This is a genomic window from Mixta tenebrionis (assembly GCF_006517625.1).
Lineage (GTDB): Bacteria > Pseudomonadota > Gammaproteobacteria > Enterobacterales > Enterobacteriaceae > Mixta > Mixta tenebrionis.
Map to the genome: position 1 here is coordinate 95,450 of NZ_VHQI01000002.1, position 13,633 is coordinate 109,082.

The window sequence follows — 13,633 nt, forward strand, 5'->3', positions numbered from 1 at the left end:
CAAAAAGCAGAAAGGAGCAGTTTAAGATGAAGCTGTACGCGCGGGATTCCCTGCTGGACCTGTCCCATCCACACGTCATGGGCATTCTTAACGTCACACCTGATTCTTTTTCCGATGGCGGACAGCACGCCACTCTGATTGCGGCGCTGACCCATGCCAACGAAATGATTAATGCCGGCGCGACAATTATTGATGTCGGCGGGGAATCGACTCGTCCCGGCGCTGCGGAGGTAAGCGCCGAAGAAGAGCTGGAACGTGTTATTCCGATGGTGGAGGCGATCGCGCAACGCTTTGAAGTCTGGATCTCAGTTGATACGTCAAAGCCTGAAGTAATAAGAGAATCAGCAAGAGTGGGCGCTCACATTATTAATGATATCCGCTCGCTGCGGCTGCCCGGCGCGCTGGAGGCGGCGGCGGAAACCGGCCTGCCGGTTTGCCTGATGCATATGCAGGGAGAGCCGAACAACATGCAGAACGCGCCTCACTATACGCATCTGCTGCGGGAAATTGATGATTTTTTCGCTTATCATATCGCCCGCTGTGAGAATGCAGGGATTAAAAAATCGCAGCTGCTACTCGACCCCGGCTTTGGATTCGGTAAGAATCTCAGCCACAACTATCAACTGTTGGCGCACCTGGCGGATTTCCACCACTTTGGCCTGCCGCTGTTGGTTGGAATGTCACGTAAATCGATGATTGGACAACTGCTGAATGTTGGTCCGTCTCAGCGTCTGACTGGTAGCCTGGCCTGCGCGGTTATCGCGGCGATGCAGGGTGCGCAAATTATACGCGTACATGACGTTAAAGAGACGGTAGAAGCCATGCGCGTCGTCGAAGCGACACGTTCAGCGAAGGAAGAAAACGCATGAGTAATCGTAAATATTTTGGCACTGACGGTATTCGTGGAAAAGTGGGCGAAATGCCTATCACGCCTGATTTTGTGCTTAAGCTGGGCTGGGCTGCAGGGAAAGTGCTGGCGCGCCACGGTTCGAAAAAAATTATCATCGGCAAAGATACTCGTATCTCCGGTTATATGCTGGAGTCAGCGCTGGAAGCGGGCCTGTCGGCGGCGGGGCTTTCCGCTTCGTTTACCGGCCCGATGCCGACGCCGGCCGTGGCCTACCTGACGCGCACTTTCCGTGCGGAAGCTGGTATCGTTATTTCCGCCTCGCATAATCCGTTTGAAGATAACGGCATTAAATTTTTCTCTTCCGAAGGCACCAAGCTGCCGGATGAAGTGGAAGAAGCGATCGAGCTGGAGATGGAAAAGCCGCTTACCTGCGTTGATTCCGCGGCGCTGGGGCGTGCCAGCCGCATCGTTGATGCCGCCGGGCGCTATATTGAGTTCTGCAAAGGTACCTTCCCCAGCGAGCTGAGCCTGAACGGCCTGAAGATCGTAGTCGACTGCGCCAACGGCGCTACCTACCATATCGCGCCTAACGTACTGCGCGAGCTGGGAGCGACGGTTATCTCTTTTGGCATACAGCCGGACGGCGTGAATATCAACAAAGAGTGCGGCGCTACTGACGTACGCGCGCTGCAAAAACGCGTGGTGGAAGAGCAGGCGGACGTTGGGCTGGCCTTCGACGGCGATGGCGATCGGGTGATCATGGTGGATCACCTGGGCAATAAAGTCGATGGCGATCAGATCCTTTACATTATCGCACGTGAAGGTCTGCGTCAGGGCCAGCTGCGCGGCGGCGTGGTGGGTACGCTGATGAGCAATATGGGGCTGGAGCTGGCGTTAAAACAGCTCGGTATACCTTTTGCGCGCGCTAAAGTCGGCGACCGCTACGTCCTGGAAAAACTGCAGGAGAAAAACTGGCGTCTTGGGGCGGAAAACTCCGGTCACGTTATCCTGCTGGATAAGACTACTACCGGCGACGGCATCGTTGCAGGTTTGCAAGTGCTTACTGCAATGGCGCGTAACCATATGACGCTGCACGATTTGTGCAGCGGCATGAAGCTGCTGCCGCAGATTCTGGTTAACGTTCGCTTTAGCGGCAGCGGCGATCCGCTGGAAAGCGCAGAGGTCAAAGCGGTAACGGCAGAAGTGGAACAGGCGCTGGCGGGACGCGGGCGCGTGCTGCTGCGCAAATCCGGCACTGAGCCATTGATCCGCGTAATGGTGGAAGGCGAAGACGAAACGCAGGTCACGGCGCTGGCGCATCGCATCGCCGATGCGGTAAAAGCGGCTTAGAAAAGGCTGACGTCGGGCTTTTGCGAGGTTATTATCGGTCATTCCGGGCGCATGTAGATGAAGGCGCCCGGCAGGCGGACGGGGTTTTCTCATTGCTGCCCAGGCTGTGGATTTCGACGTAAAAAACAGCGACATGACGTTTTTTTCTGCAATCGGCGCGCGCGCAGCAAAATGCGCTTGCAGATGTCGGAACCTTTGGTTAGTATTCACACCCGCTTCTGATGGGTGATGAGCATTATCCCCGTTATTGGTTTGAAGCTTTTGATGTGCGGTCACCGCGCAAGGAAACAGGTTGATTATGTACGAAGCTCTGTTAGTCGTTTTTCTGTTAGTGGCAATCGGCCTTGTGGGTCTGATCATGCTGCAGCAGGGTAAAGGCGCTGATATGGGAGCCTCTTTTGGTGCAGGCGCTTCCGCGACGCTGTTTGGTTCTGCCGGTTCTGGTAACTTCATGACCCGTATGACCGCGGTGCTGGCGACCCTGTTCTTCGTTATCAGTCTGATTCTGGGTAACCTGAACAGCAATAAGACAACCAAAGGTAGCGAGTGGGAAAACCTGACGCAGCCGGCTCAGTCTCAGCAGACTGCTCCAGCTCAACCGGCAGCGCCGGGCAGCGATATCCCGCAATAAGTTGTGCTGGCGTCGGCTAAGACTGACGACTTAAGTGCCGAGGTGGTGGAATTGGTAGACACGCTACCTTGAGGTGGTAGTGCCCGATTGGGCTTACGGGTTCAAGTCCCGTCCTCGGTACCAATATTCGATTACAGACGCTAACGGCGTCTGTTTTTGTTTGTATCATCCGCGTAAGAACGGCTTTTCTCTCTTTTATTCCCTCTCAATTTTAGGCTGGCTTCATCAGCATTGCTTCATCCCGGTTATAAATGCGTGCGCCTTCTGCCCGAAGGAGAGCTTATACCAACGGGTTGAGCAAACATTACGGTCTGTCTCCGGGATTGATGGTGCATTTCGCTGTGCTGCGCTGGAGATGGCGTCATTTGCTGTTCATCGCCGGTATAGGGAGGGCGATATTTATTTTTGCATGACGCCCTGGATCTTTTTGCGATTTTTCCCCCTCTTAATGAGTCAGGAAGCCATCAAATAAAGAGGGCATCATGTTGGGTTTAAATCCATGTTGACCGGTATGAGTGGATGCTATAGAGGTTGACCGAACTGATAGCGATTGCCGCCGCACTATGGGGCGGAGCAACGATGGGGATGGCCTGTTGGCTTTACGTTTGTTTGCGCTGAAGCAGAGATGAAATAAAATATTTTCCCGAAACCTCCGGGTAAGCGTACAGCGCAGGCCGCATTGATAGCTGGTTCGCGGCAAGCTGCTCCAGCTATTTTCCCGTTTAGCCCATGCGCTAGCTGTTTTTCAGCGCCTGTTCCAGCAGAATAAAAGTATTCCTGAGCGCCGGCGTAAGGCTGCTGGCCGTTGGACTTTAATCGTGGCAATTCACTTCAACAGCCCCTTAAGCATGAGCTGCGCGCTATTTCCGGAACGGTAACGGACAGATAGTTTGCCAATCTTTTTGCTTTGCTGGATATCGGGCTACGACGGCGGCGCCGGCGCCGGGCAGCGCTACAGCTATAAGCGACATTTCACGATTTTTAATAACATTTATCAGTCCAGTAATAGTGAAGTTCATGTCTGTTTCTGTATCACCGGGCGATTGCAGATGCTAATGGCGTCCGTTTTTATCTGCTAAAATATATCGCTGCTGCTCTCTTTTCGCATATTTTCGTCGATGCGCATTACTCTTTCATTATTAAATTACTGGTATCATTTGGCGTCGTGGCCTTTATTAATGTCAGACGGCTATCTGTTCCGGCGTTGATTGGTTAATGCAGGGTTTATTTTTTATTGCCTTAATTAACTTGCGTCATGGGTTTGTTAACAATAAACGTCTTTTTCTGCTGGCAGCCGCTAATTATGGCAGGTCACGGCAGAAGTAAAGCGTTTTCAGATAAGCCTCTCAGCCCTGGCAATATCAGCTGTAAAAACTTGAACCATCCCCCGTTTTTGCCACAGGAAAAGTTCTAAAGTAGCCGATTATAAAGCAGGACTATTAATAAAATTTATTAACCCATTCTCAGGAATATATATTATGTCTAAAACATGGGTCATGATTATTTGCGGCGCTATTATTGGAGCTGTTGCCTTAACGCTTGGTGAAGCAGGGAATCCGGCAAATATGGGCGTTTGCGTTGCCTGTTTTTTACGTGACAGCGCGGGCAGCTTTAATTTACACAGCGCTTCAGCCGTTCAATATTTTCGGCCGGAAATTACAGGTTTTGTTATCGGCGCTTTCGCTTCAGCGTTATTATTCCGCGAGTTCAGCGCAAAGGGCGGCTCGGCCCCCGTTATACGTTTTACCCTTGGTTTTTTTATGATGCTGGGGTGTCTGGTGTTTTTAGGCTGTCCGCTACGGATGATGCTGCGCCTGGGGGCTGGCGATTTGAATGCGCTTATCGGCCTGGCGGGCCTGGTCGCTGGTATCGGCGTCGGCTGTCTGTTTATTAAAAAAGGGTTTACGCTGCCGCGCAACTACCGGCAAAGTTCGCTGGAGGGCGCGCTCTTCCCGATAATCTGTCTTGCGCTGCTGCTGCTTTTCCTGTGGAACGGCGAGCTTTTCCGCGCCAGTGTAAAAGGGCCGGGAGCCAGTCACGCGCCGGTGTGGCTCTCGCTGATCGGAGGGGTGCTGATTGGTATTGTTGTCCAGCGCTCCCGTTTCTGCTTTATCGGCATGGCGAAAAACATTTTCCTGACGCGTAATTTTTCCATGGCGCTGGGCGTTTTAGCGCTGACCCTGCTGGTAGGTATCGGCAATCTTTACCTGGGAAAATTCACTGCTGGTTTTGAGCATCAGCCAATTGCCCATGCGGATGGCGTCTGGAACTTTCTTTCTATGGCGCTGGTTGGGCTGTGCGGCGTGTTTATTACCGGCTGCCCGCTACGCCAGTTAGTCAGGGCGGGGCAGGGAAGTTCTGACGCCGCGATAGTTGTGCTGGGTATGCTGCTGGGCGCGGCGGCGGCGCATAACTTTTCTCTCGCCTCAAGCCCCGCCGGCCCAACCGCAGGCGGCAAAATTATCGTTATAATCGGTATTCTGCTCACTCTGATTATCGGCGTAATATATATTTTTAGAGCGCGTAAAATAGTGGCAAGCGCAGGGAAACCGGCTGATGAATAGCGGCTACCTGTTTTTATTTCATACGCCGCTGGGCGCCATTTTGTTAAAGAAAGCGCTGGCCCGGCGGCAAATTATATTTCACGTGTTTGATGCTCCGCGCCAGCTTACCGCCGAGTGCGGCGTTGCGGTATCTTTTACGCTGCCTGATGATGATGAGTTTCAATATTATTTAAATCAGGAGGTCAGCGTCGTATACCGGTTGGGTAACGATGGCGCGCCAGAATTAATATGGCGGGATGAGCGGTAATCCGGGTATAGCATCTTTTACTGCTGATCTGCTTAACGCTGATGCCCGCTATCCTGATAGGTAATATCCGGCCGATGACCGTAGCTGTTACGGTAAGCTGCGCTTGCTTGATGCTTTTTTTCTCGCTAACCGTGCAGAGGCATATATATTCCTGCCGTTAGCGCTGTTTAACCGTTCGCTAAATATTGCCTGGCATTAAGCTTATAAGGACGATGGAATCATTGTCGCCAGCGGCCGGGGTTCTGGCGCAAAGTAGCGGGGTAGAGGCTGCGCCCTTTACTCATTCTGCCGCCATAGCCGCTTTTAGGCTTAACGCGGGTCATCGAATAAATCATCCCGGCAGGGATGGCAAGCCGCTAACGCCAGCACATTACGACTTCTCAGCAGAGACGGACGTATCTGTAGTATAAATAGGGGGATTAATAAACCAGGCTCGTCAAACCGGGCGGAAAGATTACTGAATGGAGTGAGTAATGAGTAGAGAGTATGGCAAAGCGATGACGGATATCCTTATTCCCCGCGTGCTGGAGCTGGAGGGCGTTAATAATGTACGCGATATGGGAGGCTATCCGGTTGCCGGTGGACATATTCGTCCAGGAAAGCTGATTCGCGGTGAGGATCTCTACTGCCTTACGCCCGCCGGAGAGCAGCTGCTGGCGCAGATTCCGCTGGCGAAAGTGGTGGATCTACGTACCGATGGCGAAGTCAGCGATCGCCCCGATCGCACCCCCGGCGATGCCGCCTTGATCCGTCTGGACGTGCTCAGCAGCGTTTTACCGGTACACAGCGCCAGCCCGGCAGAGATGCTTAAGCAGCTGGGAAAGAACGATCCGGCCGTGGTTTTTCAGGATATCTATCTGGCTTTCGTTCACCAGTCCGCCTGTCTGGACCGGTGGGGTGAATTTCTTCACGAGCTGCTTACTCTGGCTGAAGGCGCGCTCTATTTTCACTGCACGGCAGGTAAAGATCGCACCGGGTTTGCCGCCGCGCTTGTGTTGATGGCATTAGGCGCGGAGCGGCAGGTGATTATGGCGGACTATCTGCTCAGCAACCGCTATCGGGCCGCGGTCAACCAGCGTCTGCTGACAGAGTACGGCGCTCTGGTCGCGGAGGCCGATCGGGAGAATATTCTGACGCTGTTGCAGGTGCAGGAGAGCTATCTGAACGCGTCGTTACAGGCGATTGATGAACAGTACGGCGACAGTAAGACGTTTCTGCATCGTGCGCTGGGGATTGGCCCGGCTGAACGCGCCCGCCTGAATGCGCTGCTGGTGGAAAGATAGCGTATAGCCTTTAAATCTCCGCCGTCGCCTGATAAGATACCTCTCTCCGTGGCAGAGCATGCCTGTTTGCTGCGGAGCTGAAAGATCTGTTGTTGTGACTAACGAGTTGTGAGAATATGGCATAAGGCATTCATTCTTAACTGGTTTATTTATCAACGCATCAGGCTTCGAATGCAGGTCTGAAGCCCGTAGCAAATCTTAGTTTCACTTGCATTTTGTGCAGGTTCGGCGTAATATTCGCCACGTTTCCGGACGCGGGGTGGAGCAGCCTGGTAGCTCGTCGGGCTCATAACCCGAAGGTCGTCGGTTCAAATCCGGCCCCCGCAACCACTTTCCCTTAGAGTTATTTTTCAAATATACTGTATGTATCTCCGAATGCATCCTCAGCTAATTTTTGAAAAAAATTCTTTGGATGGTGTGCCGGGCCGCAGCTGCGGCATACAGGGTCCAGTCGCATTAAGCCCCGAATTTTCGGGGTTTTTTGTTATCAGGAATCGCAACACTGGGCTATAAGCCCTTTTTTTATGTCTTGGGGGTGGGCTTGTCCACATTAGAGCAGAAATTAACAGAGATGATTTCAGCACCGGTAGAAGCGCTTGGCTACGAACTGGTCGGTATCGAGTTCATACGTGGTCGCACTTCAACGTTGCGCATCTATATTGATAGTGAAGATGGCATCAATGTTGACGATTGTGCTGATGTCAGCCACCAGGTAAGCGCAGTCATGGATGTGGAAGATCCCATCACGGTCGCTTACAACCTTGAAGTTTCCTCGCCGGGTCTTGATCGCCCACTGTTTACCGCTGAACATTATGTACGATTTACAGGTGAGGAAGTCAGCCTGGTACTGCGTATGGCCGTCCAGAACCGCCGTAAATGGCAGGGTGTCATTAAGGCCGTTGAAGGCGAAATGATTACGGTGACCGTCGAGGGTAGAGATGAAGTGTTCGCGCTGAGCAATATTCAGAAAGCGAACCTGGTCCCCCACTTTTAAAAGTCCGGATTGAGGCTAACCAGGATGAATAAAGAAATCTTAGCTGTTGTAGAAGCCGTTTCTAATGAAAAAGCCCTGCCGCGTGAGAAAATCTTCGAAGCGCTGGAGAGCGCACTGGCTACTGCAACCAAGAAAAAATATGAGCAGGAAATCGATGTACGCGTCAGCATCGATCGGAAAAGCGGCGACTTCGATACCTTCCGTCGCTGGCAGGTAGTGGAAGAAGTCACCCAGCCGACGCGCGAAATCACGCTGGAAGCGGCGCGTTATGAAGATGAAACCCTCAACCCTGGCGACTTCGTTGAAGATCAGATTGAGTCGGTAAAATTTGACCGCATCACCACCCAGACCGCGAAACAGGTTATCGTACAGAAAGTACGTGAAGCCGAGCGCGCGATGGTGGTCGATCAGTTCCGCGAGCAGGAAGGCGAAATCATCACCGGCGTGGTGAAAAAGGTTAACCGCGACAATATTACGCTCGATCTCGGCAACAACGCGGAAGCGGTAATTCTGCGTGAAGATATGCTGCCGCGTGAGAATTTCCGTCCGGGCGATCGCATTCGCGGCGTACTTTATGCGGTACGTCCCGAAGCGCGCGGCGCGCAGCTGTTCGTCAGCCGTTCTAAACCGGAAATGCTGGTTGAACTGTTCCGCATTGAAGTACCGGAAATCGGCGAAGAAGTGATTGAGATTAAAGCTGCCGCTCGCGATCCGGGATCGCGCGCTAAAATCGCAGTGAAAACCAACGATAAGCGTATCGACCCGGTCGGCGCCTGCGTCGGCATGCGCGGCGCGCGCGTGCAGGCGGTCTCCAGCGAGCTGGGCGGCGAGCGTATCGATATCGTTCTGTGGGATGACAACCCGGCGCAGTTCGTGATTAATGCGATGGCGCCTGCGGATGTCGCCTCAATCGTGGTGGATGAAGATAATCACACCATGGATATCGCTGTAGAAGCCGGCAATCTGGCTCAGGCGATTGGCCGTAATGGTCAAAACGTGCGTCTGGCTTCGCAACTGAGCGGTTGGGAGCTGAACGTGATGACGGTCGATGATTTGCAGGCGAAACATCAGGCGGAAGCGCATGCCGCGATTGATGTTTTCACTAAACACCTGGACATCGATGAAGAGTTCGCCACCGTGCTGGTCGAAGAAGGGTTCTCCTCCCTGGAAGAGTTGGCCTATGTGCCAATGAACGAGCTGCTGGAAATCGAAGGCCTGGATGAAGAGACCGTAGAAGCACTGCGCGAACGTGCGAAAAATGCGTTGACGACCCTGGCGCTGGAAAAAGCCGAAAGCAATGGCGGCGGCGAGCCTGCGGACGATCTGCTTAACCTTGAAGGTATGGATCGCGCTCTGGCTAACAAACTGGCGGCACGTGGCATTTGCACGCTGGAAGATCTGGCCGAGCAGGGTGTTGACGATCTGACAGATATCGAAGGCCTGGACGATGAGAAGGCCGGCGCCCTGATTATGGCGGCGCGTAATATCTGCTGGTTCGGCGACGACGCGTAATAACAGGAAGGAACAGCATGACAGATGTAACCGTAAAATCGCTGGCCGCAGAGATTCAGACTTCGGTGGAACGCCTGGTACAGCAGTTTGCTGATGCAGGGATCCGTAAGTCTGAAAATGACTCTGTAACCCAGCAGGAAAAAGAAACCTTACTGACGCACCTCAATCGCGATAATGGCAGCCCGTCAGGCAAATTAACCTTGCAGCGCAAAACGCGCAGCACCTTGAATATTCCAGGCACCGGGGGTAAAAGTAAGTCGGTGCAAATCGAAGTCCGCAAAAAGCGCACCTATGTAAAAGAGGATGCTGAGGCTGAAAAAGCCAAGGCTGAAGCAGAAGCGCAGGCGCAGCGTGAAGCGGAAGAACAGGCTCGTCGTGAGGCGGAAGAAAAAGCCAGGCGTGAAGCAGCGGAAAAAGCGAAGCGTGAAGCCGAAGAGCAAGCCAAACGCGAAGCTGCGGAAAAGGCTAAGCGCGAAGCAGCGGAAAATGAGAAAGTGAGCAACCAACAAACCGACGATATGACCCGGGCCGGACAATCTGAAAAAGCCCGTCGCGAAGCTGAAGCCGCAGAGCTGAAGCGTAAAGCGGAAGAAGAAGCCCGCCGTAAGCTGGAAGAAGACGCGCGCCGCGTAGCGGAAGAAGCGCGTAAGCTCGCAGAGCAGAAAGCTGGCGACTGGGAAGAGAAACCGACCGAGGAAGATGACGCGGATTATCACGTCACTACCTCGCAACACGCACGTCAGGCCGAAGACGAAAACGACCGCGAGGTTGAAGGCGGCCGTGGACGTACCCGTACCGCTAAAGCGCCTCGTCCACGTAGCAAAGGCAACAAACACGCGGAAGCGAAAACCGATCGTGAAGAAGCCCGTGCGGCGATTCGCGGCGGTAAAGGCGGCAAACATCGTAAAGGCAGCATGCTGCAGCAGGGCTTTAATAAGCCGGCGCAGGCGGTTAACCGCGATGTTATCATTGGCGAAACCATTACCGTCGCCGAACTGGCGAACAAAATGGCGGTGAAAGGCTCCCAGGTCATCAAAGCGATGATGAAAATGGGCGCAATGGCCACCATTAACCAGGTTATCGATCAGGAAACGGCACAGCTGGTAGCGGAAGAGATGGGACACAAAGTGATCCTGCGCCGCGAAAACGAGCTGGAAGAGGCGGTAATGAGCGATCGTGATACCGGCGCTGCCGCTGAATCACGCGCGCCGGTGGTGACCATCATGGGGCACGTTGACCATGGTAAAACCTCGCTGCTGGACTATATCCGCTCCACCAAAATCGCCTCCGGCGAAGCGGGCGGCATTACTCAGCATATCGGCGCCTACCACGTTGAAACCGATAACGGCATGATCACCTTCCTGGATACCCCAGGCCACGCCGCGTTTACCGCCATGCGTGCCCGCGGCGCGCAGGCAACGGATATCGTGGTGCTGGTAGTGGCGGCTGACGACGGCGTGATGCCGCAGACGATCGAAGCGGTTCAGCACGCGAAAGCGGCTGGCGTGCCGGTCGTGGTTGCGGTGAACAAAATCGATAAGCCGGAAGCCGATCCGGATCGCGTGAAGAATGAACTGACCCAGTACGGCATCATTCCGGAAGAGTGGGGCGGCGAAAACATGTTCGTTAACGTGTCGGCGAAAGCGGGCACCGGCGTTGACGATCTGCTGAATGCGATTCTGCTGCAGTCTGAAGTGCTGGAGCTGACCGCGGTACGTGCCGGTATGGCCAGCGGCGTGGTTATCGAATCCTTCCTGGATAAAGGGCGTGGTCCGGTCGCTACCGTGCTGGTGCGCGAAGGTACGCTGCATAAGGGCGATATCGTGCTGTGCGGCTTCGAATATGGCCGCGTGCGCGCGATGCGCGATGAGCTGGGCCATGAAGTAACCGAAGCGGGCCCATCTATCCCGGTTGAAATTCTCGGCCTCTCCGGCGTGCCGGCGGCGGGCGATGAAGCGACCGTAGTGCGCGACGAGAAGAAAGCGCGTGAAGTCGCACTCTACCGTCAGGGCAAATTCCGCGAAGTTAAGCTGGCGCGTCAGCAGAAATCCAAGCTGGAAAATATGTTCGCCAACATGACCGAAGGCGACGTATCCGAGCTGAATATCGTGCTGAAAGCGGACGTTCAGGGTTCTGTCGAAGCGATCTCCGATTCGCTGCTGAAGCTCTCTACCGACGAAGTGAAAGTCAAAATCGTCGGTTCCGGCGTCGGTGGTATCACCGAAACGGACGCCACGCTGGCTGCGGCTTCCAACGCCATCATCCTCGGCTTCAACGTTCGTGCCGACGCCTCAGCGCGCCGCGTGATCGATGCGGAAAGCCTGGATCTGCGTTACTACTCCGTCATCTATAATCTGATCGACGAAGTGAAGGCGGCGATGAGCGGCATGCTGGCGCCGGAATACAAACAGCAGATCATCGGCCTGGCCGAAGTGCGCGACGTGTTCAAATCACCGAAATTTGGCGCGATTGCCGGCTGTATGGTGACCGAGGGCGTGGTGAAACGTCACAACCCGATCCGTGTTCTGCGCGACAACGTGGTTATCTATGAAGGCGAGCTGGAATCTCTGCGCCGCTTCAAAGACGACGTTAACGAAGTGCGTAACGGCATGGAATGTGGTATCGGCGTTAAGAACTACAACGACGTTCGCACCGGCGATATGATCGAAGTGTTCGAAGTGATCGAGATCCAGCGTACCATCGAATAACGGTCGCATTGTAAGTGGTATTTGGGAGGCCTGGCGCCTCCCCTCGCTGAGCCCCGCCCTGTTCCGGTCGGGGCTCAGCCTTATCAGGAGAAATAATTATGGCGAAAGAATTTGGTCGCCCGCAGCGCGTTGCTCAGGAGCTGCAAAAAGAGATCGCTATCATCATCCAGCGTGAAATTAAAGATCCGCGCCTCGGCCTGATGGTGACCGTCTCCGGCGTTGAGGTGTCACGCGATCTGGCCTACGCAAAGGTGTTTGTGACTTTCTTAAATGACGATGATGCTGATTCGGTTAAGGCGGGCGTCAAGGTGCTGCAGGACGCTTCCGGCTACATCCGCATGCTGCTCGGTAAGGCGATGCGTCTGCGCATCGTGCCTGAGCTGACATTCTTCTACGATAATTCGCTGGTTGAAGGGATGCGCATGTCCAACCTGGTGACCAACGTCGTTAAAAATGACGCCCAGCGCCGCGGACCGGCGGAAGAAGACGACAAGGAGGAGTAATGAGCCGTCCTCGTCGTCGCGGTCGTGATATCCACGGCGTGCTGCTGCTGGATAAGCCGCAGGGGCTTTCCTCTAACGATGCCTTGCAAAAGGTTAAGCGTATCTTCCGCGCTAACCGGGCGGGCCATACCGGCGCGCTGGACCCGCTGGCGACCGGCATGCTGCCTGTCTGCCTGGGCGAAGCGACGAAGTTCTCGCAATATCTGCTGGATGCCGATAAGCGCTATCGCGTAATCGCCCGCCTGGGCGAGCGTACGGATACCTCCGACGCCGATGGTCAGATTATTACGCAACGTCCGGTAACCTTTGATCAGGCGCAGCTTGACGCCGCGCTGGAAAGTTTCCGCGGCGAAACCCTGCAGGTGCCGTCGATGTATTCGGCGCTGAAATATCAGGGCCGCCCGCTGTATGAATATGCGCGTCAGGGTGTTGAAGTGCCGCGTGAAGCGCGCCCGATTACCGTTTATGAGCTGCAGTTTATTCGCTGGCAGGGAAACGAGCTGGAGCTGGAAATTCACTGTTCGAAAGGCACCTATATCCGCACCATTATCGACGATCTTGGCGAAAAGCTGGGATGCGGCGCGCACGTTATCATGCTGCGTCGCCTGCAGGTGGCGCGCTATCCGATTGAAAAGATGGTAACGCTGGAGCAGCTGTTTGCCCTGCAGGGCGAAGCGGGCGAGTTAAACGAAGCGGCGCTGGCTGAACTGGATGCCTTGCTGATGCCGATGGATAGCCCGGCGGCGGCTTACCCGGAAGTTAACCTTAGCAGTGCGGTCGCGGTCTGGTTTAAGCAGGGCCAGCCGGTGCAGGCTTCCGGCGCGCCGCGGGAAGGGCTGGTGCGGGTAACCGAAGGCGAAGCGCGCAAATTTATCGGCATGGCGCAGATTGCGGAAGATGGACGCGTGGCGCCGCGCCGGTTGGTAGTAGAATATTCTGCCTGAGTCATTTGCACTCATCCCCGCCTGAGAGTAGAATAATGCGGCTTTAC

At 54.5% G+C, this 13,633-nt stretch carries 11 protein-coding genes and 2 tRNA genes; all 13 read left to right on the plus strand.

The features are described 5' to 3' along the window. Positions 1–26: 26 nt before the first annotated feature. The 13 genes from folP (at position 27) to truB (ending at position 13,586) form a co-directional block, all read left to right on the plus strand. Positions 27–869: a dihydropteroate synthase gene (gene folP / locus FKM52_RS03380; RefSeq protein ID WP_141174795.1), complete on the plus strand. Its 843-nt coding sequence runs from the start codon at positions 27–29 to the stop codon at positions 867–869. Beyond that, positions 866–2,200 (plus strand): phosphoglucosamine mutase, encoded by a 1,335-nt coding sequence (gene glmM, locus FKM52_RS03385; RefSeq protein WP_141174796.1) that lies wholly within the window; start codon positions 866–868, stop codon positions 2,198–2,200. The genes folP and glmM overlap by 4 nt, the downstream gene beginning before the upstream one ends. Positions 2,201–2,498: 298 nt before the next feature. After that, positions 2,499–2,831, plus strand: a complete 333-nt coding sequence (gene secG, locus FKM52_RS03390; protein ID WP_141174797.1) for a preprotein translocase subunit SecG — start codon at positions 2,499–2,501, stop codon at positions 2,829–2,831. Positions 2,832–2,867: 36 nt separating this feature from the next. After that, positions 2,868–2,954, plus strand: a tRNA-Leu gene (locus tag FKM52_RS03395). Positions 2,955–4,327: 1,373 nt separating this feature from the next. Continuing rightward, positions 4,328–5,395 (plus strand): YedE family putative selenium transporter, encoded by a 1,068-nt coding sequence (gene yedE / locus FKM52_RS03400; protein ID WP_246085497.1) that lies wholly within the window; start codon positions 4,328–4,330, stop codon positions 5,393–5,395. After that, positions 5,388–5,642, plus strand: a complete 255-nt coding sequence (locus tag FKM52_RS03405; protein ID WP_141174799.1) for a putative Se/S carrier-like protein — start codon at positions 5,388–5,390, stop codon at positions 5,640–5,642. Before yedE ends, FKM52_RS03405 begins: the two co-directional genes overlap by 8 nt. Positions 5,643–6,115: 473 nt before the next feature. After that, a complete protein-coding gene (locus FKM52_RS03410) occupies positions 6,116–6,925 on the plus strand; it encodes a tyrosine-protein phosphatase (protein ID WP_141174800.1) in 810 nt (269 codons plus the stop codon). A gap of 253 nt (positions 6,926–7,178) precedes the next feature. Next, a tRNA-Met gene (locus tag FKM52_RS03415) sits at positions 7,179–7,255 on the plus strand. Between the two features lie 211 nt (positions 7,256–7,466). Continuing rightward, a complete protein-coding gene (rimP, locus tag FKM52_RS03420; RefSeq protein ID WP_141174801.1) occupies positions 7,467–7,919 on the plus strand; it encodes a ribosome maturation factor RimP in 453 nt (150 codons plus the stop codon). A 24-nt stretch (positions 7,920–7,943) separates the two neighbouring features. Continuing rightward, the gene (nusA, locus tag FKM52_RS03425; protein ID WP_141174802.1) at positions 7,944–9,431 is read left to right on the plus strand and encodes a transcription termination factor NusA; all 1,488 of its coding nucleotides are present in this window, start codon (positions 7,944–7,946) and stop codon (positions 9,429–9,431) included. Between the two features lie 17 nt (positions 9,432–9,448). Then, positions 9,449–12,139 (plus strand): translation initiation factor IF-2, encoded by a 2,691-nt coding sequence (gene infB / locus FKM52_RS03430; RefSeq protein ID WP_141174803.1) that lies wholly within the window; start codon positions 9,449–9,451, stop codon positions 12,137–12,139. Positions 12,140–12,237: 98 nt separating this feature from the next. Continuing rightward, a complete protein-coding gene (gene rbfA, locus FKM52_RS03435; RefSeq protein WP_141174804.1) occupies positions 12,238–12,642 on the plus strand; it encodes a 30S ribosome-binding factor RbfA in 405 nt (134 codons plus the stop codon). Continuing rightward, positions 12,642–13,586, plus strand: a complete 945-nt coding sequence (truB, locus tag FKM52_RS03440) for a tRNA pseudouridine(55) synthase TruB (protein ID WP_141174805.1) — start codon at positions 12,642–12,644, stop codon at positions 13,584–13,586. The genes rbfA and truB overlap by 1 nt, the downstream gene beginning before the upstream one ends. Positions 13,587–13,633 lie beyond the last annotated feature (47 nt).